At 42.4% G+C, this 23,879-nt stretch carries 21 protein-coding genes; 8 read left to right on the forward strand and 13 right to left on the reverse strand.

The features are described from left to right. Positions 1 to 37: 37 nt before the first annotated feature. From serS to DDV96_RS10445, 6 genes are all read right to left on the reverse strand, one after another. Positions 38 to 1,312: a serine--tRNA ligase gene (gene serS / locus DDV96_RS10420; RefSeq protein ID WP_116694712.1), complete on the reverse strand. Its 1,275-nt coding sequence runs from the start codon at positions 1,310 to 1,312 to the stop codon at positions 38 to 40. 203 nt (positions 1,313 to 1,515) lie between these two features. Continuing rightward, positions 1,516 to 2,850, reverse strand: a complete 1,335-nt coding sequence (locus DDV96_RS10425) for an HTTM domain-containing protein (protein WP_116694841.1) — start codon at positions 2,848 to 2,850, stop codon at positions 1,516 to 1,518. Then, the gene (locus DDV96_RS10430) at positions 2,843 to 3,775 is read right to left on the reverse strand and encodes a bifunctional riboflavin kinase/FAD synthetase (protein WP_116694713.1); all 933 of its coding nucleotides are present in this window, start codon (positions 3,773 to 3,775) and stop codon (positions 2,843 to 2,845) included. The genes DDV96_RS10425 and DDV96_RS10430 overlap by 8 nt, the downstream gene beginning before the upstream one ends. A gap of 1 nt (position 3,776) precedes the next feature. Next, entirely contained in the window at positions 3,777 to 4,409 is a 633-nt protein-coding gene (gene pth / locus DDV96_RS10435) for an aminoacyl-tRNA hydrolase (RefSeq protein WP_116694714.1), read from the reverse strand. A 79-nt stretch (positions 4,410 to 4,488) separates the two neighbouring features. Further along, the gene (locus DDV96_RS10440) at positions 4,489 to 5,157 is read right to left on the reverse strand and encodes a 50S ribosomal protein L25/general stress protein Ctc (protein WP_116694715.1); all 669 of its coding nucleotides are present in this window, start codon (positions 5,155 to 5,157) and stop codon (positions 4,489 to 4,491) included. Positions 5,158 to 5,373: 216 nt separating this feature from the next. Beyond that, entirely contained in the window at positions 5,374 to 6,315 is a 942-nt protein-coding gene (locus DDV96_RS10445; RefSeq protein WP_116694716.1) for a ribose-phosphate pyrophosphokinase, read from the reverse strand. 350 nt (positions 6,316 to 6,665) lie between these two features. On the opposite strand from DDV96_RS10445, the gene DDV96_RS10450 reads away from it, so the two are divergent. The 3 genes from DDV96_RS10450 (at position 6,666) to DDV96_RS10460 (ending at position 9,182) form a co-directional block, all read left to right on the forward strand. Continuing rightward, a complete protein-coding gene (locus DDV96_RS10450) occupies positions 6,666 to 7,433 on the forward strand; it encodes an exodeoxyribonuclease III (RefSeq protein WP_116694842.1) in 768 nt (255 codons plus the stop codon). Between the two features lie 34 nt (positions 7,434 to 7,467). Further along, positions 7,468 to 8,421, forward strand: a complete 954-nt coding sequence (locus DDV96_RS10455; protein ID WP_116694717.1) for an OmpA/MotB family protein — start codon at positions 7,468 to 7,470, stop codon at positions 8,419 to 8,421. Positions 8,422 to 8,573: 152 nt separating this feature from the next. Beyond that, positions 8,574 to 9,182, forward strand: coding sequence for a hypothetical protein (locus DDV96_RS10460; protein ID WP_116694718.1), 609 nt, complete (start codon positions 8,574 to 8,576; stop codon positions 9,180 to 9,182). Positions 9,183 to 9,268: 86 nt separating this feature from the next. On the opposite strand, the gene DDV96_RS10465 is transcribed toward DDV96_RS10460, so the two are convergent. The 3 genes from DDV96_RS10465 to radA all read right to left on the reverse strand — a co-directional run bounded on the left by DDV96_RS10465 (position 9,269) and on the right by radA (position 13,228). Next, complete coding sequence (locus DDV96_RS10465) at positions 9,269 to 10,633, reverse strand: acyl-CoA dehydrogenase family protein (RefSeq protein WP_116694719.1); 1,365 nt, start codon at positions 10,631 to 10,633, stop codon at positions 9,269 to 9,271. Between the two features lie 67 nt (positions 10,634 to 10,700). Then, positions 10,701 to 11,831 (reverse strand): M23 family metallopeptidase, encoded by a 1,131-nt coding sequence (locus DDV96_RS10470; protein ID WP_116694720.1) that lies wholly within the window; start codon positions 11,829 to 11,831, stop codon positions 10,701 to 10,703. Between the two features lie 35 nt (positions 11,832 to 11,866). Then, positions 11,867 to 13,228, reverse strand: a complete 1,362-nt coding sequence (gene radA / locus DDV96_RS10475; protein ID WP_116694721.1) for a DNA repair protein RadA — start codon at positions 13,226 to 13,228, stop codon at positions 11,867 to 11,869. 47 nt (positions 13,229 to 13,275) lie between these two features. On the opposite strand from radA, the gene DDV96_RS10480 reads away from it, so the two are divergent. After that, a complete protein-coding gene (locus DDV96_RS10480) occupies positions 13,276 to 15,288 on the forward strand; it encodes a tetratricopeptide repeat-containing sensor histidine kinase (protein WP_165806003.1) in 2,013 nt (670 codons plus the stop codon). 1 nt (position 15,289) lies between these two features. Then, on the forward strand, positions 15,290 to 15,940 hold the full coding sequence (locus DDV96_RS10485) for a response regulator transcription factor (protein ID WP_116694723.1): 651 nt from the start codon (positions 15,290 to 15,292) through the stop codon (positions 15,938 to 15,940). Here DDV96_RS10485 and DDV96_RS10490 read toward each other — a convergent pair. The 4 genes from DDV96_RS10490 to panC form a co-directional block, all read right to left on the reverse strand. Next, positions 15,937 to 17,085 (reverse strand): alpha/beta hydrolase, encoded by a 1,149-nt coding sequence (locus DDV96_RS10490; protein WP_116694724.1) that lies wholly within the window; start codon positions 17,083 to 17,085, stop codon positions 15,937 to 15,939. The genes DDV96_RS10485 and DDV96_RS10490 overlap by 4 nt on opposite strands. Before the next feature lie 67 nt (positions 17,086 to 17,152). After that, the gene (locus DDV96_RS10495; RefSeq protein WP_116694725.1) at positions 17,153 to 18,118 is read right to left on the reverse strand and encodes a lysylphosphatidylglycerol synthase transmembrane domain-containing protein; all 966 of its coding nucleotides are present in this window, start codon (positions 18,116 to 18,118) and stop codon (positions 17,153 to 17,155) included. 1 nt (position 18,119) lies between these two features. Continuing rightward, positions 18,120 to 18,470 carry an aspartate 1-decarboxylase gene (gene panD / locus DDV96_RS10500; RefSeq protein ID WP_116694726.1) on the reverse strand — a complete coding sequence of 117 codons (351 nt, stop codon included), beginning with the start codon at positions 18,468 to 18,470 and terminating at the stop codon, positions 18,120 to 18,122. 12 nt (positions 18,471 to 18,482) lie between these two features. Further along, complete coding sequence (gene panC / locus DDV96_RS10505) at positions 18,483 to 19,328, reverse strand: pantoate--beta-alanine ligase (protein WP_116694727.1); 846 nt, start codon at positions 19,326 to 19,328, stop codon at positions 18,483 to 18,485. 105 nt (positions 19,329 to 19,433) lie between these two features. Here panC and DDV96_RS10510 point away from each other — a divergent pair, with 105 nt between their 5' ends. The 3 genes from DDV96_RS10510 to glmS are packed head-to-tail and all read left to right on the forward strand — an operon-like array spanning position 19,434 to position 23,700. Then, positions 19,434 to 20,240, forward strand: coding sequence for a glycogen/starch synthase (locus tag DDV96_RS10510; protein ID WP_116694728.1), 807 nt, complete (start codon positions 19,434 to 19,436; stop codon positions 20,238 to 20,240). 26 nt (positions 20,241 to 20,266) lie between these two features. Further along, positions 20,267 to 21,847: a DUF4270 domain-containing protein gene (locus tag DDV96_RS10515; protein ID WP_116694729.1), complete on the forward strand. Its 1,581-nt coding sequence runs from the start codon at positions 20,267 to 20,269 to the stop codon at positions 21,845 to 21,847. Positions 21,848 to 21,852: 5 nt separating this feature from the next. Beyond that, entirely contained in the window at positions 21,853 to 23,700 is a 1,848-nt protein-coding gene (glmS, locus tag DDV96_RS10520; RefSeq protein ID WP_116694730.1) for a glutamine--fructose-6-phosphate transaminase (isomerizing), read from the forward strand. Positions 23,701 to 23,879 lie beyond the last annotated feature (179 nt).

The following is a 23,879-nucleotide window of genomic DNA, read 5'->3' on the forward strand; positions in this document are numbered from 1 at the left end:
GTATTTTTTTAAATAAAACTTTTTGTGATTTGTGATATTAAATTTTTATCATTTCAAATCCACAATACGGCACTAATACCTCTGGGATTTTGATGCCTTCTGAGGTTTGGTAGTTTTCCAAAATGCCGGCCAAGACACGCGGTAATGCCAACGCACTTCCGTTTAAGGTGTGGGCCAAGGTATTTTTACCGTTCTCGTCTTTAAACCGAAGTTTTAATCGGTTGGCTTGAAAGGTTTCAAAATTGGATACCGAAGAGATTTCCAACCATCTATCTTGAGCGGTGGAGAATACTTCAAAATCGTAAGTCAAGGCTGCGGTAAAGCCTAAATCGCCGCCGCAAAGCCGTAAAATTCGGTACGGTAGTTTCAATTCGCGCAAGATGTTTTTTACGTGTTCTACCATACCGTCCAAAGCTTTGTAACTGTTTTCGGGATGTTCCACGCGAACAATTTCCACCTTGTCAAATTGGTGCAAACGGTTCAAGCCCCGAACGTGCGCGCCATAACTTCCTGCTTCGCGCCTAAAACACGGTGTGTAACCGGTACAGGCGATGGGCAACTGATCGTTTTTCAATAAATCGCCCCGAAACATATTGGTTACCGGCACTTCGGATGTTGGGATCATATACAAATCGTCGTTGGTAATATGGTACATTTGGCCTTCCTTATCGGGTAATTGACCAGTGCCGCGAGCAGAGTCTTCGTTTACCATTAACGGTACTTGATATTCGGTATAACCGGCTTCCGTGTTCTTGTCTAAAAAGTAAGTAATCAAGGCGCGTTGCAATCGGGCACCTTTTCCTTTATAAATAGGAAATCCGGCTCCGGCTACTTTTACGCCCAACTCAAAATCAATCAGGTCGTATTTTTTTGCCAGTTCCCAGTGTGGTAACGAGCCTTCTTCCAAGGTTGGAATGTCCAATTCACGGAAAATTTCTTCATTGTCTTCTTCGTCAGTACCGGCCGGTACGCTTTCGTGCGGCACATTGGGAAGGTCGTACAACATGGTTTGTAGTTGTTCCTCAGCAGCATTTAATTGCTCTTGCAACTTTTTGGACTCTTGTTTTAGTTGGGTGGTTTTTTCTTTAAGCTGATTGGCTTTTTGGGTTTCTCCTTTTTGAAAAAGCATCCCTATTTCCTTTGAAAATTTGTTGGACTGTGACAGCACATCATCCAGTTGGGTCTGGGTGTTTCTGCGGGTTTCATCTGTAGCGATAATTGCTTCCAGGTCTTTTTTGGCATCGATGCCTCTTTTGGCGAGCGCTTTTACAAACGCATCTTTTTTCTCACGGATTTCGTGTACTTGTAACATAGTCCTAACAATTTTAAGAAAGCAAAGTTAGGAAAATGGAAGTTTTAATGGAGATTTTTTTGTTGAAAAGATAAATTGGGTTGTTTACTCAAATGTGATCCCTCACCATCCCTCCTTCGGGATGACTAGCGCAGTCATTTCGACGATAGGAGAAATCACATCCTGCTTGTTCTGTTTCTAAAAATTGATACCGTACTCTTATATCATTTCTTCGGCTTCCTTGCAAACCCTTCTTCCGAAGGTAAAATCCAATCGTTGTGTTTAAAATGATGCCAGGGCTCGGCGGCCAGATCGACTTCGGGGTCGGTGAGTTGGTGGTAGTACCCCGTGTTCACCCGAATGCGAGAATCCATATACACTGCTACATCCCGGCCTTTTTTGGCTTCGGCTTCTTTAATGCGCTGTGCCAATTGCCAAAGCATATCGGGCTTGGCCTTTACCGATCGTTGTTGCTTTTTGCTGAGCAATTGGTTGTAGTCGTAGCGTTTTCGTTCTTCAGTGCCTTTTTCTTTTACCCAAACGGTCAAACTACCGGCTTTACTGCGCAACATCATGCGCCAACTCAACCGGTGGCCTTCTTCGGTCCAGAGCACATCGTCCTTAAAAAACCAATGCCGCAACGGCAGCCCGATTTGAACTATAAAATAAACAGAAAGTACAGTGATTAACGCTGGTTTGTAATTTGGCACGATGATTTCGCCTTTGGTATATAATTTTTTCTTGGGAAGAAATCGCCTCTGTAATGTTTCCGCAGAGAAAAAGAAAAGGGCAAATGCCATGGACATGTACGGGAAAATACCAATTTGAAATATGAACGAATTGAACAAATGAAAAAAGATGGAAGCGATAAAAGCGGCCATCCGGGTGCGCTTCCACAGCAATAAGGGAACGATTAAAAGATCAAAGAAAATGCCCACATAGGCAATGCACCAATGCGCCCAATTTTGCTGAAGGAACCCGCCCACCAACCAATAATCCTTTTTGCCTTTCATAAAAAGGGCCGGCACACTGGCATCTAGCCAGCCGGGATACCATTTTGCGATAGATCCGTAGGTATAGACAATCCAAACTTGTAATATTAATACAAGCAGCACCCATCGTGGCATGGACGAAGATTTGAGTTCAGAATTTTGTCTGGCATCTATTGAAAACCATCGGTTGGCCGGTAAAAACACCATGAGCCAACAAAGCAACATCATTAAATAATAATGGTTGTTGTACGACGATTTTTGCATTAAGTACACACAGGTCCACATAAGGGCGTAGCAAAACATATTAAACCGGTATTTGTATCCAAGCATGACCAAAAGGCCAAAAACGCCCATCAAGGCAAAATACCAGTACATTAAATCGCCGGGCAACGGTTGTAAAAACTCAAAGCCTATGAAGTTAAAAGTAAAATCAGGCTCGACCAAGGTACGGCGCACCCAGCCGGAAGCAATGGCGCCAAAGCCTTCTATGGCAATCAATGCGCCGAAAACCACCCGCCATAACACCAGGTTGATGTTGTCTATATGTTTAAATAAAAACTTATCCACGGTTTTTAAGGAAATCCCTGGCAAACAGTTCGTCTTCTTGAATGGCCTTTTTTAAAGCTTCGGTGCCATCAAAGGTGGCTTCGTCCCTAATGTGGGTAATGAACTCGATACGCAGCGGTTGGTTGTACAGATCTTGATCAAAATCCAGAAAATGGGTCTCAATGGTTTTTTGCGTGCCGCCAACAGTAGGGTTGGTGCCAATGCTGGTCATACCGAAAACTTTGTTGTCATTAATGGTGGCTTCAACGATGTACACACCGTTTTTTGGAATGAGCTTATAGTCTTCTGAAGGTTTTAGATTGGCAGTTGGATAGTGCAATGTCCTGCCAATGGCTTTTCCTTTTACCACCGTTCCCGTAACCATAAATTGATAGCCCAAATATTCATTGGCCGTACTAATGTCGCCGGCTTCCAGTGCCTTACGTATTTTGGTAGAACTTACCGTTACTTTATCCAGCTCTTGTGCGCTGATTTCTTCTACTTCAAAGCCGTAGGTTTCACCAAATTCCTTTAAATCGGAAATATCAGCGGTGCGGTTTCGGCCAAAACGGTGGTCGTAACCAATGATCACTTTTTTTGCGTGAAGTTTGTTTACCAAGATATCGCGCACGTATTCCACCGCCGTTAAGCGGGAAAATTGTTTGGTGAACGGATGGATGACCAAATGGTCCAGACCTGTTTTTTCGAGCAGCTCTTTTTTTTCTGAAAGCGTATTGATCAATTTAATCCCTGCATCTTTTTGAAGCACCATTCTTGGGTGTGGGAAAAACGTCAACAAAACGGAATCCAAGTCGTCTTTTTTTGCTGTTTGCACCAACCGTTTCAAGATGGCTTTATGGCCAATATGCACGCCATCGAAAGTGCCAATGGTTATGGCGCAAGGCCTGTTGTTTTCGTATTTTGAAGCTGCTCTATGCTCTTTCACCTTAGTTTCCGTTAAACGTGTTCATAGTATTGTTGATACCTGCCAAGCCGAAAGACTCGATGGCTTTGGCAGCTTTTTCCAAGCGTTCGGGCAGTTTTTTATCTTCCGCTTCGTTCCATTCGCCCAAAACGTAATCCACTTGACGCCCTTTGCTGAACTCATCGCTGATGCCAAACCGGAACCGGTTGTATTTAGTGGTTTGCAAAGTGTTTTGTATGTCTTTTAACCCATTGTGGCCGCCATCGCTTCCTTTTGTTTTTATACGGATTGTCCCAAAGGGCAAATTAAGGTCGTCGGTTACCACTAAAAGATTTTCCAACGATATTTTTTCTTTTTCCAGCCAATAGCGAACCGCTTTTCCGCTTAGGTTCATAAAGGTGCTGGGTTTCAATAACAAAAAGCTGCGGCCTTTCTTTTTATGAAGGGTTATGTCGCCTAACTTTTCGGTCTGCCAAGTCAGGTTGTTTTCTTCGGCCAAATGGTCCAGTATTTTAAAACCGATGTTGTGGCGGGTATTGTGGTATTTGGGGCCAATATTTCCCAAGCCGGCAATTAAAAATTTTTTCATGGGGTCGCCTTCTGTATAAGGTTGTTTTTGTTTAGTGCTAAAAAGATTTCTGAAAAATGACAGCATAACACGTATTTCAACAGTAAAAATAAAAAAAGCATCCCGAATTACAGGATGCTTTTTGTTTATCTTAAGAGCAAAGTGCTTATTCTTCTGTAGCGCCTTCCTTGTTTTCTGCTCCTTCGGCAGTTTCTTCTGCTCCTTCTTCGCCTTCAGCTCCTTCTTCACCTTCTTCGTCTTCATCTTCGTCAATTTCGTCAACGATAGCGGTACGGGAAGTTCTCACTTGGCAAATAACCTCTTTGTCTTCTTGCAAGAATTCGAAATCTTCTTTTTCAACGTCGCCCACGGTAAAGACATCGCCAATTTTCATTTCGGTTACGTCAACATCGATAAAATCGGGAAGGTTTTTAGGCAATGCCCTAACGCGCAATCTACGGTTGATTACACGCAATACCCCACCATTTTTAACTCCTTTCGCGTTACCGCTCACACGTACCGGAATGGTCATGCTAATTGGGGTGCCGTCGAACAATTGATAGAAATCGATGTGCAATATCTGGTCGGTTACCGGGTGAAATTGAATGTCCTGCAAAGCACAGTCGATGGTTTCGCCGTTGGCCAGCTCTAATACAACCCTAAAAACGTCGGGTGTGTAGATGAGGTTGTGAAATTCGGTTTCATCTGCTGAAAAATGAATGGTGTTATCCCCTCCGTACACGACGCAAGGAACCTTTCCAGCATTACGCAAGGCCTTCGTTGCCGACTTGCCCACGCTTTCTCTTTTAGATCCTTTGATTGTAAGTGATTTCATTTGTAAAATTTATTTAATTATCAGGGCACATTGAGCCCCAGTTTTTTAAGGAGTGCAAAGATATGGTTTATTTTGTATTTACAATTTATGAAGGGATGTTTTTTCTGAAAAAAGTGGTTTCACATCAAAACGAGCTAAAAAAGATTTAACAGATTGCAAATTTTGGGTGTTGCCAGGCTGTTTTATAAATGAGTTAGGGTGATTTCAGAAAAAAACTTACATCAAAAACTTGGAACTGATGCTTTTGTTGTGGTTTACGCTCAGCATTACCTCGGCAAACAGGTTGGCACACGTAAGCACTTTTACTTTTTTGCTTTCTTGACTTAACGGAATGGAGTCCGTAACAATCAATTCTTCCAATTTAGATTTTTCAATACGTTCATAAGCATTGCCCGAAAGGATAGGGTGCGTACAAATGGCGCGCACGCTCAAGGCACCGCGCTCCATCATTAAATCGGCTGCTTTGGTAAGCGTTCCCGCTGTATCGACCATATCATCGACCAAGACCACATTTTTGCCTTTTACATCGCCAATGAGTTCCATATGCGAGATAACGTTTGCCTTTTCCCGTTGTTTGTAACAGATCACCACATCGCTTTCCATTGCTTTGGAATAGGCGTACGCCCGCTTGCTGCCGCCCATATCGGGAGAGGCGATGGTTAAATTGTCAAGGTTCAATTTTCGCAGGTGCGGTAAAAAAATGGTCGAAGCAAAGAGGTGATCCACGGGTTTTTCAAAAAACCCTTGAATTTGATCGGCGTGCAAATCCATAGTGATGATGCGGGTGGCCCCGGCCGTTTCCAGCATTTTGGCTACCAATTTTGCCGCAATGGGCACGCGCGGTTTGTCTTTCCTGTCCTGTCGGGCCCAACCAAAGTAAGGCAATACGGCGGTAATGTGCCGTGCCGAAGCGCGTTTTGCAGCATCGAGCATTAACAGCATTTCCATTAAGTGGTCGCTGTTGGGGTGGGTAGAACCAATGATAAACACCCGGCTGCCACGGACCGATTCTTCAAAAGAAGGTTGAAATTCACCATCGCTATAGGTAGAGGTAATTACTTTGCCTAACGGAATACCAAATGCTTTGGCAATATCGCCAGCTAATGTTTCACTTTGTTTACAAGCAAAAATCTTGGGTTCGGGAATGGGAACGGACATGGGTTCTGTTTTGAAATTGGTTGTGTGCAAATGTAAAAATTTATTGGTTAGCTGATTGAGATTAGGCCATAGAAATATATCGTGATAATAAAAAAAAATCAATGTTGCTTTAAAAAAATAGAAAGACAAATGATTAAAATTTATAAAACGACGTACTATTTGTATTGATGCTTAAAAAGGAAACAACATTAAGTTTGGAAAGATTTAAGGTTAGGGTTGCTTAAAGCGTTTTAGATTTTTTAACTTGCTTTCGCAAAAAAAGAATTGATAACCTATAAAAAGAGTTGCCGAAGTTTATGCAGAGCTGCCTAACTGCTTTAGGCAGGCATAGTCGAAGTGCAGAGAATGTCATGAAAATAATATCATACAACGTTAACGGCATCCGGGCCGCCATTAGAAAAGGGTTTTTAGATTGGATACAAAGCGCCAATCCTGATGTTATCTGTATTCAAGAAACCAAAGCAATGAAAGAGCAAGTGGATACCGATGCGATTACGGAAGCCGGTTATCCATATCAATATTGGTACAGTGCCGAGAAGAAAGGCTATAGCGGCGTGGCCATTTTTTCAAAAATAGAACCCAATAACGTTGCTTATGGAACGGGAATCGATTATATGGATCACGAAGGCCGAAACGTTCGGGTGGATTTTGATGATCTTTCCGTGATGAGTTTGTATTTGCCCAGCGGAACGAACATTGCACGATTGGAGCATAAGTTGACCTATATGGACGATTTTCAACACTATATTAATGAATTGAAAAAAGAGATCCCCAATTTGGTTATTTGTGGCGATTATAATATTTGTCACGAAGCGATTGATATTCACGATCCTGTGCGCAATAAAAATGTATCCGGTTTTTTACCGGTAGAACGCGAGTGGATCGGCAATTTTATGGATAGCGGGTTTATAGATTCGTTCCGGCATTTCAACAAAGAACCCCATAATTATACCTGGTGGAGCTATCGCGCCAATGCCCGCAACAATAACAAGGGTTGGCGCATCGATTATAATATGGTTGCAAAACCGTTACAAGAAAACCTAAAAAGAGCCGTTATACTACCCGAAGCCAAACACAGCGACCACTGTCCACTTTTGGTGGAACTTTCATTCCCGTGAAAACGGGAATCTCAATATTTAAAAATCCAATACCATGCTTAAAAATCTTTTCCTCGGAATCCTAATCGCATCGATAACTACCTCGTGCGTTTCCTCAAAAATATATGACGATTTAAAAGATCGCTATGCCGATTTAAAATCTGAAAACGAATCGTTAATGTCGCAGTTGGATAATACTTCGACAAATGGAGAAGTATATTCTGTTGCTCAATTGCGGGAAGAAATTGAAAAATTAAAAGCCGAAAACACACGTTTGGCGATGGATTTGGCTGCTTCAGAAAAAAATTACAAGCGTTTACAAAAATCTTACGATGCGTTGGAAGCAAATAGCTCCTCGGCATTAACCGAAAACTTAGAGCGTAACCGAAAACTCTTAACCCAATTAGAAGAAAAAGAACGCGCATTGGCTGCCGAAAGCCAGCGATTAAACAAACTACAAAAAGATTTAGCCGCGCGCTCCAAACGCGTGGATGAATTGGAAGGCATCATCGCTGCAAAAGATGCTAAAATGAAAGCTTTAAAAGATGCCATTTCTGCTGCCTTGACCAACTTTGAAGGCAACGGCCTTACTGTGGAACAGCGTGACGGGAAAGTATATGTTTCCATGGAAAACAAACTGCTTTTTGAAAGCGGAAGCTGGGCGGTAAACGCACGTGGAAGACAGGCGGTCGTTCAATTGGGAAAAGTATTGGCACAAAACCCCGAAATAGCCGTGTTAATTGAAGGCCATACCGATAATGTACCGTACGGTGGCAACGGCCCGTTAAAAAACAATTGGGACCTTTCTACCAAACGAGCCACCGCCATCGTGAATATTTTAACCGAAAATGCTTCGATTCCAAAAGAAAACTTGACTGCTGCCGGAAGAGGCGAATACGCGCCCATCGCAACAAATACAACTTCTGCAGGAAAAGCAAAAAACCGTAGAATAGAAGTGATTTTAACCCCAAAACTGGATGAAATTTCTAAGTTGTTGAATGATATTTAGTCTTTATATAGCTACACCCAATTAGATTACTAATCTTTATTACTGAAAACCTTTTTGTGTTTATCATAATAATTTTTATTTTCCTCCTGTTGGGAATATACCGAAAAGCCAACTAAATTCGGAAGTAGGTATTAAAAGTTAAAAATTAAATTATGCAAAAATCATTACTATTAACTATTATGTTATCAATATTATTTGGTCAATTTCTTTCAGCCCAAATAAATGCGACAACTAAAGAAGGCAAAGAGGTATTGTTAAATGAAGATGGGACATGGAAATACATAGAAAAGAGAGAGGTTAGCTCAGACGAATTGAATTTAGAATGTTCAGAATTGATTTCCACAGAAACCGATAAAATGACTGGAAGATCGACCACTGCAGCTAAAGAAACTTTAATAATTTCAGAAGATGGTGGCAAAACTGGTTTTGGAATATATGCTTTGAATGGTTCGAGATATACAATTCTATCAATTCAAGCAGCTGGTGCTGGAAGTTGTATAGACGATGATGATACAATTAATATATTATTTCGTGATGGGTCTAGGCTTGAACTTACCAATAATGGAAAATTTAATTGTGACGCAAAAATGACTTTATTTTTTGGCGGTACATTTGGTAATAAAAAAGATTTAAAAGAACTTTCAACAAAGGAGATAGAAACAATGCGAGTATGGACTTCAAAAAGTTATGTAGAAAAAGATTTTTCCTCCGATCAAAGTAATAAACTGATGCAAACACTTAAATGCTTATCGGAGAAATAGGGTCAGTCATAAAAAGTTAGAAACTAGTCTTATTTCTTTATTGTTATGGTTCCGATTTTAATCGGAACCATTTAGTCTTTAAAGTCCTAACTCACAAACGCACTATACCCCGTAATCGCCCTCCCTACAATAAGCGAGTTTATTTCCTTGGTACCTTCATAACTATAAATGGCCTCGGCATCGGCGACAAAGCGGGCGACGTCGTGCTCCAATAAAATACCGTTTCCGCCCATTACTTCACGGGCGCGGCTTACCACATCACGAGTGCGCATACTGCAAAACACTTTGGCAAGCGAGGCGTGTTCATCGGTCAATAAGTCTTCATCTTGCAATTCTGAGAGTCTGAAACAAAGGGTTTGCATCGCTGTAAGGTTTGAAACCATTTCCACCAAATGATTTTGTATCAACTGGAACGAAGCGATAGGACGTCCAAACTGTTCACGTTTCTTAGTGTATTTTAAAGCACTTTCATACGCTCCCCGGGCACAACCCACCGCTTGCCAAGCTACGGCAGCACGAGTCATTTTTAGCACCTTAGCGGTATCCTTAAATGATTCACATTTTTGTAATCGATCACTTTCAGGGACACGGCAATCTTTCATGGTAATCAAGGCGTTTTGTACGGTACGGAGCGCCATTTTGTTCTCCATTTTTTCGGCTTTAAAACCGGGGTTTCCTTTTCGAACCAAAAACCCTTTGGCCCTGCCACTATCTTCGTCCCGTGCCCAGATGACAACTACATCGGCAAAGGTGGCATTTCCAATCCATTTTTTTTGTCCATTTAAAATCCATTCATCGCCTCCTTGTTTACACGTAGTCCCTAAACCGCCAGCTACGGCCGATCCCACATCGGGTTCGGTCAACCCAAAGGCACCTATTTTTTCCATCCGTTGCATTTTCGGCAGCCATTCTTGTTTTTGTTCCTCACTGCCGCATACGTAAATAGAACCCATTGCCAAGCCACTGTGCACACCAAAAAAAGTGGAGATAGAGACATCAATCCTGGCCAGTTCCATGGCGATAATGCCTTCCATTAAAAAGCTTTGTTCATCGGGGCCAATGCCGTCGTAGGCAATGCCGCAAATGTCGAGTTCGGCCATTTTTGGGATGATTTCAAAAGGAAATTCGGCTTTGTTCCAATATTCATTGGCAATGGGCTTTATTTCTTTCTCCATAAAATGACGCACTTTTAACTGGATTTCGCGTTGGCGTTCGGTCAATTTTAAACTGAGGTCGTAAAAATCACCATCAATGGGCGGCAGTTTGTGCTGTCCTTTCTTGCCTTGGCTTTTCAGCATTTTCATCAAGCCTTTTAACTGACGGTCGTCTAATTCGCCCACAGCGGTCATCACTTCGGGTAAATCTACTTTTTGCGATAATTTCCCCAAAGCATCAAGATCTACATCTTTTAGAAGGGAAATAGTTTGTTTAATTTTTGAAAAGATTGACATGCAGTGCGTTTTTAAGATTGAATCTTAAAGATACCGTGTCTGTTTTAGTTTACTGCCTAAAGAAGTGTTAATTTGAAGAAGATGGTTTAAGCAACGATTGGTGGATAAATCCTTTTAAGGAATCGCTTTTTTGAATGTGGTACCAACTGTTGTTCTTTCCTAGAATCATGACAGAATCATTTTTTTGCAAACTTGCTACTTGCATAAATTTTGTAGATGAGCCTATTCGCAGTTCAGAATTATTACGGGTTATTTTTCCGAAGGAATCTTTATTGGCATTTTTAACTTCAGGGATTTTCTGCTTTTTTATAAATGGTAAGGGATTGATGGCTCCCGAATAGCCTTTGTAAATCCCGAAGTGTAAATGAGGCGCCGTGGTTTTGGCATTGCCAGTATTGCCCACAAAACCTAATGTATCACCGCTTTTTACTCGTTTTCCGGTCGTAGTTGCGATACTGTCTAAATGTGCGTAATAAATGGAACGACCAAAAAGCCCATCACGCAACCAAACTTGCTTACCGCCTAAACCGCGGTTGCCTGTTGAGGAAACGCGACCATCGGTTACGGCAACCACGGGCGTACCTCGTTTGGCAAAAATATCGACCCCTTCGTGCGAGCGCTTTCCGCCAGCTCGGGTGGCTCCCCAATAACTCTGTATGTTTTTAATTCCAGCACCGCTCACGGGAAAACCATAGATGGGAACCGTGTAAATTTTCATTGAGAAAGAAGAATTAGCTGCTAATTCAGGTTGAAGGATAAGTTTTACGGTTTCATTTTTACCGCTTTCATAAGTAATTGATTTGGTTCCTGGTTCGTTGCTTATTCTCGGTTTTTGTTGGAATACAGAATCGTTTTTCTTCTGAAATAAATCAATAAATACCGAAAGTGAGTCGTTTTGCATTTCGGTAAAAACAATCAATTTCTCGCCCTCTTGAACTGAAACCAAATAACTATAAACAGGATTGTTTCTGGAATTGAAAACTCCCGTTTCGGTATACGGAAGTTCAATTTTCAGACTGTCTTTAAAGGCTCGATTATAAGCGGTTTTCCAAGAAGTAAATTGTGAATTTTCGTCGTCGAAACCACGTTCGTATACTTCCCTGGCGGTTGGCTGGGTAACAACGTCGGTTGCTTTTTGTATTTGTTTGCACCCCAATAAGGTAAGTAATGTTATGGCAGCGAATATCTTTATTTTCATAGCTGCTTGATGCAGTGCAGAAACTGTACCAAAAATCAGCCAAATAAATGCCGCACCACATCGTGTACCTTCGCCACTTTAATGATGTTGATGGTAAATTTTTGCTTCGGAAATTTGCAGTGTTTGGAAACAATGATACTCCCGAAACCCAGTTTCTCGGCTTCGAGAATGCGCTGTTCCACTCGGGTTACGGGCCGTACCTCGCCAGCCAAGCCTACCTCGGCAGCAAAACATAATGATTTATCTATCGCTACATCGATATTTGACGAAAGCACCGCGGCTACCACAGCAAGATCAATTGCAGGGTCGTCCACCGAAATGCCTCCGGTAACATTTAAAAACACATCTTTTGCACCCAGTTTAAAGCCTGCCCGTTTTTCGAGTACGGCCAACAGCATATTCAACCGTTTGGCGTTGTAGCCCGTGGCACTGCGTTGTGGCGTGCCGTAAACTGCCGAACTAACTAAGGCTTGAATTTCAATCATCAACGGGCGCATGCCTTCAAGGGTTGCTGAAATTGCCGTACCGCTCAAGTCTTCTTCATTCTTGGAAATCAATATTTCCGAAGGGTTCGATACTTCCCTTAAGCCACTGCCTTGCATTTCGTAAATTCCCAGCTCGTTGGTGCTGCCAAAACGGTTTTTATGTGCGCGGAGTATGCGGTACACGTGGTTTCGGTCTCCTTCAAACTGAAGAACCGTATCGACCATATGCTCTAAAATTTTTGGCCCGGCAATATTGCCATCTTTGGTAATATGCCCAATTAAAATAACAGGTGTAGCGGTTTCTTTGGCAAATTTTATAAGTTCGGTCGTGGTTTCCCGAATTTGCGAAATACTCCCGGCACTGCTGTCGATATGGTCGGTATGCAGGGTTTGAATGGAATCGATTACCACGATATCGGGCTCGATTTCTTCAATGTTTCGAAAAATATTTTGTGTTTTGGTTTCGGTAAGGATATAGCAGTTTTCTGAAACCGGCTGGATGCGTTCGGCCCGCATTTTAATCTGTTGCGCACTTTCTTCCCCTGAAACATACAACGTTTTATAGGGTAGCTGCAAGGCTACCTGAAGCATCAAGGTACTTTTTCCTATTCCGGGTTCGCCGCCCAATAAGGTTAGCGAGCCGGGGACCAATCCGCCGCCTAAAACCCTATTGAGTTCATTGTTTTTTGTGTTCATCCTCGCTTCGGAAACGGTAGATATTTCAGAAACCCGTAACGGTCTCGCTGCTCGTTTGGCCGTTGCCGTAGTTGATTTCCAACTCGATTTTTCGGCTTTTTGCACCACTTCTTCGGCAATGGTGTTCCATTCGCCACACGAGGTGCATTTGCCTTGCCATTTTGAGTACTGCGCGCCGCAGTTTTGACAGAAAAAAGTGGTTTTTGTTTTTGCCATAATCTTTGCTAAAATAAGTATATTTACACAAGTAAATGCGTTCCCCAATGAAACATCTTTTACTCCTATTGCTCTGCTTGTTTTATATTGCGTTGCCAGCGCAAGAAAATGAGCAGGTAATCAAGGCGTTAAAACAGCACATAAACACTTCGGAAAATGGAAAGAAATTAAAATGGATGGACAGCCTGTCCAATTATGTTTATTTCGACACCAACCGCAATCCCGACTCGATTTTAGCGGAAACCATCGATTTTGCAGTGCAATTGGATTCATTGAATATCGCCATGTACCAGCTTTCCAACAGGATGGATTTTTTGAACAACAACGAAGGAAAACCAGAAAAGGCGCTGCGGGAATACAAAAGATTGTCTCAAAAGGCCGCATTGCTTCAAAATAAAGGCACCAAAGCAAAGCTGTTTTTAAACATAGGGGATAGTTATTATTATATAAAGGAGTACGAAACGGCCGTTAAATACTACGATACCACCCAAGTGTTTGCCAAACAGGCCAATGAGGAGCGGTTATTGGGGCTTGCAAAAATGTACAAGGCAGGCACCCAAAGCCAAATGGGCCACTTTGCCGAAAGTTCGCAAGGACTGCAAGAATCCATCAAGATATTTAAACGGTTAAAAGACACCTTTAATATAATCAGCGCGAAAAATTCACTCTCCATTTTGTACAGCCAAAACGGTTTTTATGAAGAAGCCCAAAAAGAACGGGACGAAGCCATTGCTTTTGCAAAAGCGATTAAAAGCTATTCGCAGCTAATTTCGTTTTATGCCAATGCCGCAACCGATGCCAAAAAACAAAACAAACCAAAACGCAGGATCGAAAACCTGTTATTGGCCAAAAAGGCTTCGGACAGCTCAATGCATGCGTCGTTTTACAACCCCATATTGCTGTCGCACCTCAGTATTGCTTACGCCCAACAAGATAGTATCACATTGGCGGAAACCTATTTGAAAAAACTGGAAAAAACAATAGCAGGGACTCAAAACCAACGGAATAAAGAGCTGCACATCGAGGCGTTGAAAGATTATTGGTTTGCAAAGAAAAACTATAAAAAAGCACTGCAATACGGGAAAGAACACCTTACAATAAACAGGAACAGCTCTAATTTTGAAAACATTATGACTGCCGAAAAATTTTTGGCCGATGTATATGAAGCCCAAAACAACGATGCACAGGCATACCGGCATTTTAAAGCATACGAAAACATAAAAGACTCTATCTCAAACGTTCAAAAAGCAAAAGGGCTAAGCTATTACCAAACCTTGTACGAAACCGAAAAACGGGATTCAAAAATCGAGGCGCAGCAAAAAGACATCGCCCTGCTCGATGCCGAAAACAGGCTTAAAAACCACTGGATGCTTTTTGGCAGCTTGGGAATGCTGGGGGCTTTTGCCGGCGTGCTTTTGTACCGCTCCCGCACGGCTGCCAAAAAACGGCAGAAACTGCAAGAACGGTTTTCGCAAGATTTGATAAAAGCTCAAGAAGACGAGCGTACCCGTGTGGCCCGGGAGCTTCACGACAGCGTAGGCCAAAAACTGATGCTGCTTACCAAAAAAACCAAAAATACCGGCGATGCCGCCATGGAATCCCTTGCAGGAAATACCTTAGAGGAACTCAGGAGCATCTCAAGGGGACTGCATCCGGCAAGCCTTGAAAAACTGGGCGTAACCAAGGCCATCGAGACCATGATAAACGAGGTGGACGCCAATACCAACATCTTTTTCACCAACGAAATTGAAAACATCGATGGTGATTTAACCCCAGACCAAGCCCTGCACCTTTACCGTATTGTACAAGAGGTGCTCAACAACATGGTAAAACATGCCGAGGCCAAGGCAGCATCGGTAAGCATCCATAAAAAGGGAAAAACCATCGAAGCCTTTATCAAGGACAATGGCAACGGTTTTGAGTATTCTGAAAAATTGAACAATGGAGAAAGCTTAGGCATGAAAACCCTCTTGGAGCGCGCCAAGATAATCCATTCTAAACTCACCATACAAAGCGCGCACTTAAAAGGAACTTCTGTTTTATTGGAAATACCAACTTAATATGGAAAACAAAGACTTTACCATAGTTATTGCAGACGATCACCCTATGCTGTTGAGCGGCCTCAACGAGGAGTTAAGCCGAAACGGTTACAATGTGGTAGGGCAGGCCAACAACGGCAACAAGGCGTTGAGTTTGATTTTAGAACTGAAACCGGACATAGCGCTTTTAGATATCGACATGCCGTTGATGACCGGGTTGGAAGTCATTAAAGCCGCAAAAGAGAACAATAGCATCAACACCAAATTTATTATCCTTTCTTTTCATAAAGAGCCTGAATATATCGTACAGGCCAAAGCCCTTCAAATTGATGGGTATTTGCTGAAAGAGGATTCCTTTAAGGAAATCGACGATTGCATGGAAGCCGTCTTAAACGGAAGGGAATATTTCAGCGAATCGTTCGATAGGGGCTCCCTCAACATTGCTTCAGAAGAAATGAAAAAGTTAAAAACATTGACCCCTTCCGAAGTAACCATCTTAAAGTTGATTGCCTCGCAAAAAAACACCTCGGAAATTGCCGAAACGCTTTTTGTGTCGAGACGGACGGTTGAGAAACACCGCAGCAACATTATTGATAAACTTCTTATTGAAAAAGGGACCAATGCCCTTACCAATTGGGCCTTGGTAAACCGGGTGACCATCGGTAAGCTTTAATAGCCAAAATCGGTTTTTATCTTGTCGGCACGGTCCAGAAGCATGTCCACGGTTATAAAATCGGTTTCTTCTTTGTCGAAACCGCCTTGAAACGTTCGCATGGCTTTTTTGGGCTCCCCAATTTCTTCATAATAACGGCCCAGATAATAATCGCTCATGTTTTTGTCTGGGTACTGTCTTTTGGCCATGGTGCCTATTTCCCGTAGCGATTCCCATTGTTTCAGTTTTTCGGCAGCGGTTGCCGTAGCGATAAAATCGTTTACCCGAATGGGATTGGTAAGCCCAAAAAGCGTTTCGATGGTGTGGTATTTATCTTTAAGGTATTCGTCCACCGGGCTGTCCATTTTCAGCAATACTTCGTTGTATTCTTTTTTGCTGATGGGACGATAGACTGAGAATATTTTTTCCAACGCATTGGGGATTCCCCGGCTTACCAAGGAATAATGGGTAGCGCCATCAAAATTGTCGTAATAGTACTCAAAATTGTCTTGGTCAATCTGTTTCAGTTGTGCATTGAGCAGTTGGGTAACCTCCATCAACGATTTAATATCGTCGGTACCGGTGGCCAAGTAATAAAAAACCTTCGATTCTATGGCGGGGATGCGCTGGGGGATGCGTTCGTCGAGCAAGGGAGCCAAATCTGGGCTCAGGCTAATGTACCCATTAAAAAGCGGTGGGTCTTTAAACAGGTAATAATTAATGAAATTTGCCGTAAAATCGTGCCCAACAGCAATGGTGAATTTTGCCGTGCGGTAGTTATTGTCAATATACGGCAACAGTTCCAAGCCTATAAATTCAAAAAAAGCGGCTCCTTTTTCAGCCGGGAAAAAATTGGTGTCGTCGTAATTACAGTCTTCGTAGCGCGATTCGCCTTGCATAACGCCCACCACGATGCTCTCGGGCATATCTTCCCAATAACTTAGATAATCGACGTTTCCAGCTACGGGTTCAAAAAGGTAATCGGCGTCGAGCACAATAACAATGGGATAGGCTTTTTCGGTGTTGGTGTCATAATTACGGGGAAGCTGGATTTTCAGTTTGCGGGTTTCCTGTAGTTTTTCTGAATGGAATTCTTCATATAAAATCTGTGAACTGGCCGAAAGTGTAATTAGAAAGCAACAGACGAGAAGCAAGGTTTTTTTCATAAGGTTTTCGATTTAGGACCGGAAAGATACTAAAATTTAAAAATAGCTGTTTTTTGAAAAACAAAACTTATTTTTCCACTTTGTTGTAAATAGGCAACAGGAGAAACGACAGCCCGCCCACCAAGACGATCAAGATGATGTTCGATGTCCAAACAATCCACCCAAAAGCTGTTCCGGCTGTTTCTGGGATGCCAAACACCGCAAGGATGGCGGCCACAAAAAAAGGATAGCTGCCAAAACCACTGTTGGTAAAAGCAAAGGCAAAGCTGCCCACCACAAAGGCGATGATTACCGTGCCCAAGGGAATTGCCGCTGTATCATCTACAGCAAATGTGGCCACGTAAAAAGACAAGACATACAGCCCCCAAATTAAAAAGGTTTGAACGATGAACGAGCCTTTTTTCCTCATTTTGAAAATACTGAAGATGCCATCTTTCAGGCCCAGCAAAAACTGTTTTATTTTTAGCGTGAACTTTGCTTTTGAATAGTTCAGGAAAATAAAAAAAACAATGGCGGCCACCACCAAAATTCCTATGGCAAGGAACAGTTTTGAGGGTTTGATATATTCGGTTAAAAACGCATACAGGTCGTCAAATTCCAAAAATAGGGCCAAAGCAGTAAAGAACATTAAAAAAACCAGATCGACCACCCGTTCCGAGATAATGGTGCCAAAGCCTTTATCAAACGGTACGTGCTCATATTTATCCAGCACGATGCCGCGGGAAACCTCTCCACTCTTTGGGATGAACATATTCATTAAATACGCCACCGAGATTGCCATAAAATTGTTAAAGAGTTTAGGAGAATAGCCTATGGGTTGCAGCAGCAGGTTCCAGCGTACGGCCCGTATAATATGGCTTACCAAGCTACAAAGCACCGAAAGCACGATAAAGGTGTAATCTGCCTTTTTAAAGTAAAAAGCGATTTCATCCAATTGCTCGGGTGTAAATTTTGTGTAGGAATAATACACCAAAAAAATGCCCAAGGCCAACGGCAGGGCAATTTTAAGAAATTTTGTAAGCGATTTTTTCAAGTTATTTCAAGAGGTTGTTTTCTTCATTGGGGAACACCAAGGCGGGCTTAAATTGTTTGGCTTCTTCCACGTCCATTAGGGCATAGGTGATGAGGATCAAGATATCGCCTGGCGCAACTTTTCGGGCAGCGGCACCATTGAGGGTTATTTCGCCACTGTTTCGGGGACCGGGTATGGCATAGGTTTCCAAACGCTCGCCGTTGTTGTTGTTTACAATCTGTACTTTTTCACCCTCAATGATGTTGGCAGCTTCCATTAAATCTTCATCAATGGTAATACTGCCAATGTAGTTGAGGTCTGCACCGGTAACTTTAACTCTGTGTATTTTAGATTTTACTACGTGTACTTGCATGCTGCAAAGGTATTAATTTAGGGCCATATTATCTATTAATCTTATTTCTCCTGCAAAAACAGCGATAAAAGCCCTGTATTTTTCGTTTTTCTGTTTTTTTACGGCTGTTTTCAAGGTTTTTTCGTTAGCTATTTCAAAGTACTCCAATACTAATGTGTCGTTTTTATCGAAGGTTTCTTTCACAAAACGGTTTAATTCTGAAATACTATGCGACGAAAACCGCTCTTTAACCCTCCTTAGCGTTTCTGAAATTAAAACAGCCTCCTCTTTTTGCGCCGCAGAAAGACGCTGGTTGCGGGAACTCAAGGCCAAGCCGCTTTCTTCTCGTACAATGGGAACCCCCACGATGGCTACGGGAAGGTTTTCTATCTCCACCAGTTTTTTTACGATTTGCAGTTGCTGAAAGTCTTTTTCACCAAAATAGGCGCGGTCAGGCTCAATAATAGTAAAAAGAAGATTTAAAATAGTGCCCACCCCGTTAAAATGCCCTTTGCGGTGTTTGCCTTCCATTTCATGTTCCAAGCCTTGAAAGTTATAATTGGTAGCCTCAACGGTGTTGCCGTAAAGTTCAGAGGCTTCCGGTGCATAGACAAATATGTTATTGTGGAGCGAATTTAATAACGCAATATCGCTCTCAAGCGTTCTTGGGTAACGTTCTAAATCTTCGGTATTGTTAAATTGTGTTGGGTTTACAAAAATGCTCACCACCACACAGTCGTTTTCCTGCAACGCTCTGTTTACAAGAGATACGTGGCCTTGATGCAAGGCGCCCATAGTAGGGACAAAACCGATTTTTTGTGATTTCCGCCAAGGTGTGAGAGCAGCTAAAAGCGATTCTCGGTTGGTGTGTACGCTCATGGTTTTAGTTTGAGTGGCGGCAAAATTAATAGATTACGGGCAATCTACATAAATTTTCGTAATTTTGCACTTTCAAAATAACTAAGCTATTAAAGTACTAAATTTATGAAAGATAAAAGAGTCTTGTATGTGTCTTCTGAAGTAATCCCTTACCTGCCAGAGACCGAGATTTCTTCCATGTCGTTTGAAGCCCCTAAAATGGTCAATGACAATGGTGGTCAAATCAGGATTTTTATGCCACGTTACGGCAATATCAATGAAAGACGCCACCAACTGCACGAAGTTATCCGTTTAAGCGGAATGAACCTGGTCATCAACGACCTGGACATGCCGTTGATCATTAAAGTGGCCTCCATCCCTAAAGAGCGCATGCAAGTGTACTTTATAGATAATGACGATTACTTTAAGCGAAAAGCCACCTTTGCAGATGAGGATGGAAACTATTTTGACGACAATGACGAACGGGCCATCTTTTTTGCAAAAGGTGTCATTGAAACCGTCAAAAAACTTAACTGGTCGCCAGACATCATACACGTTCACGGTTGGTTGGCCTCCTTTTTGCCCTTGTACCTTCGTAACTACTACGGAACAGAACCTTTGTTCGAAAACAGTAAAATAGTTACCTCTGTGTACAATCAAGGCTTCGAAGGTACGTTGAACAAAGATGTAAAAGAAAAAATATTGTTTGATGGTATTGAAGAAGAAACTATAAATGCTTTGGAAGAACCCAATTACGTCAATATGATGAAAGTGGCCGTAGAAAACTCCGATGCTGCGATCATTGGTTCAGACGAACTGCCCGAAGAACTGGAAACCTTCCTTAACAACTTGGACAAACCGGTGTTAAAATATCACAAAAAGGAAGATTTTTCCGAAGCGTATTTAGACTTTTACCAGTCAAAATTATTGTAAAAACACCCGCACATTTAAATTTGCTTATGAAGATTAAGAATTTGTTGCCACAATTAGCAGCCTTATTGTTTTTGGTTGTTGCCCTGGCATCTTGCGAAGAGGATATAGAAATTATAGGAACTGAAATTGTAGGCGACAATACCTTTATCGAGCCCGACCAAACCAATTCAGTACTGGCCTATAGCCGTAAACTGTTGCCCATACAAACCAATGGGCTCACCACCTACCAATTGGGCGTAACAAACAACCCCATCTACGGAAAATCTACCGTAAGCCTCCTTTCCCAAGTAACCTTGGGAAAAGTGGACCCAAAATTTGGGGACAGTACCAAACTGGACAGCGTGGTGCTGTACATCCCTTTTTTCAATACCAGCGAAAGCACCGGTGAAGACACCATAAGCTATACATTGGATTCTGTATATGGTGAGGACCCAATCAACATTTCGATGTATGAGTCTAATTTGTTTTTAAGGGATTTAGACCCCGAATCTGGTTTTGAAGACCCGCAGAACTATTACTCAGATTTGGAAAAGAAGTTTGACAACAACCCTTCGTTGATAGGCGATTTGATTTTCGAGATAGAAGATTTTAAACCCAGCGATAAAGGAATAGATCTTGTTACGTATAATGTGAACGGTGACACCATTACCGAAACCATAGCCCCAGGGTTGCGCGTGAAACTTCCCCTTGAGTTTTTTCAACAGAAAATTATCGATAAAGAAGGCTCTTCCGAACTGTTGAGCAACAACAACTTTAAAGATTATTTCCGGGGAATCTATTTTAAGGCCGAATCTATGACGGACAAGGGGACCCTTTTTCTCTTTGATCCCTTAAGCGCAAACATAACCTTGCATTATTCCTTTAAAAACGATGACGATGAAGATGACGAAGACACCTTGCCGCTGGGTTTTACGGGAATAAACGTGAGCTTGTTGCAAGATGAACTGCCGCCAAATATACAAACCGCCATTGAAAACCCCGATGTTGAGAACGGTGATGAAAACCTATATCTTAAAGGGGGCGACGGCATTGCGGCGGTAATTCAGTTATTCGGAAAAGAAGACGAACTAGACGCCAATCTGGAAACCGGGCCAAACGGAGTGCCTGATGAGCTGGACATGCTCCGGAGCCAAAAACCTTTGATCAACGAGGCAAACCTCACGTTTTACGTAAATAAGGACAAAACGGCCGCCTTGAGCAAAGAACCCCAGCGCATTATGATTTTCGATGCGACGAATGGAAGGGTGTTGATTGATTACGTAATAGACCCTACGGGCACCGGCAATCCGTTGACCCATAAAACATATCACTTAGGCCCTCTTGAAAAGGATGCCAGTGGTGATGGCGATTTTTACGAAATAAAACTGACCAACCACGTGAGCAACCTCATAAACCGCGACTCTACCAACGTGCCTTTGGGCCTTGTGGTGACCGATAATGTGGTAACCCCCAATTTCCAAGACCTTCAAAACACCCAGTCGCCTGGGTTAAAACGCGTACCCGGTACCAGTGTATTGACGCCAAAAGGAACTGTGTTGCACGGCAATAATTCCCCCAACCAAGACAGAAAACTGAAACTTGAACTTTATTACACCAAACCCGAGTAAACATCATGTGCGGAATTGTAGGATATATAGGCAAAAAGGAAGCGTACCCCATTATTTTAAATGGGTTGAAACGCTTGGAATACAGAGGCTACGACAGTGCGGGCATTGCGTTGTTTGATGGTTCGGACATTCAATTGTGCAAAACACAGGGCAAAGTGGCCGACCTTGAAGCGAAAGCAGAAAAAAACATTTCCTTAAAAGGAAGTTTGGGCATTGGCCATACCCGATGGGCTACGCACGGCGTTCCTAACGACATCAACTCGCATCCGCATTATTCCAATAGTGGGGATTTGGTGATCATCCACAACGGAATCATAGAAAATTACGCTTCTATTAAGAAAGAATTGATTAACCGCGGCTATACCTTTACTTCCGATACCGATACCGAAGTGCTGGTAAACTTGATCGAAGAAGTAAAAAAACAGGAAAACGTAAAGTTGGGCAAAGCAGTCCAGATTGCGTTAAACCAAGTAGTCGGTGCTTATGCCATCGCCCTGTTCGATAAAAACAAACCCGATGAAATTGTAGTGGCCAAGTTAGGCAGTCCGCTCGCCATAGGCATTGGCGATGACGAATTTTTTGTAGCCAGCGATGCTTCGCCTTTTATTGAGTTCACTAAAAATGCAATTTATCTGGAAGATCAGGAAATGGCTATTATTCGCCGTGACCGTGATGTTAAAGTGCGAAAAATTAAAGACGATAAATTGGTAACACCGTATGTTCAAGAGTTGCAGCTTAACCTGGAACAAATTGAAAAAGGCGGCTACGACCATTTTATGCTTAAAGAAATATATGAACAGCCATCGGTAATTAAAGATACGTACCGAGGGCGTTTGCTTGCCAACGAAGGTATTGTCCGTTTGGGAGGTCTAGAAGACCATATAAAACGCTTTATCAATGCCGATCGCATCATCATTGTGGCCTGTGGTACCTCTTGGCATGCCGGCTTGGTGGCCGAATATATCTTCGAAGATTTGGTACGGGTGCCTGTTGAGGTGGAATATGCATCCGAATTTAGGTACCGTAACCCCATCATTACCGAAAAAGACGTGGTAATAGCCATATCGCAAAGCGGTGAAACGGCAGACACTTTGGCAGCGATTAAATTGGCCAAAGAAAAAGGTGCTTTTGTGTATGGTGTTTGTAATGTGGTGGGCTCTACCATTTCAAGGGAAACGCATAGCGGCACCTATACTCACGCCGGTCCCGAAATAGGGGTGGCTTCAACTAAGGCGTTTACCACACAAATTACCGTATTGACAATGATGGCGCTTCGGTTGGCAAAATCCAAAGGAACGTTGTCACAAAGTGATTATATGTTGCACTTACGCGAACTGGATATGATTCCTGCAAAAGTGGAAGAAGCGTTGCAAAGTGATGAAAACATCAAGGAAATTTCAAAAGTATTTAAAGATGCTGCCAATTTCCTCTATTTGGGAAGGGGTTATAACTTCCCGGTTGCTTTGGAAGGCGCATTAAAGCTAAAAGAAATTTCATACATTCACGCCGAAGGCTATCCCGCCGCCGAAATGAAACACGGCCCCATCGCCTTGATCGATGAGCAAATGCCAGTCGTGGTTATTGCCATCAATAACAACCATTACGAAAAAGTGGTGAGCAACATCCAAGAAATCAAGTCCAGGGCCGGAAAAATCATTGCCGTAGTAAGTGAAGGCGACACTACGGTTAAAGAAATGGCCGACTACGTTATGGAAGTTCCTGTTACTCCAGAAACCTTATCACCACTGGTCACGACAATCCCCTTGCAATTACTGTCTTATCACATTGCCGTCATGTTGGGCAGGGATGTGGACCAGCCACGAAATTTGGCAAAATCGGTTACCGTGGAATAATAAGAAAACGGGCTATTGTGTAAAGAGGGTTTCTAAAAAGCAATTTTAACTATCTGTTCAAACGCAATCGAGAACTACAAGATTTTCACTGTCAAAGAAGTATCGGCTGCGCCCGACCGCAGAAATCAATTTGTGTTTGCTTTTTAAACACCCTCTTGTGTTTTCTGCAAGTTTGCATC

Source organism: Marixanthomonas spongiae (assembly GCF_003095375.1).
GTDB lineage: Bacteria > Bacteroidota > Bacteroidia > Flavobacteriales > Flavobacteriaceae > Marixanthomonas > Marixanthomonas spongiae.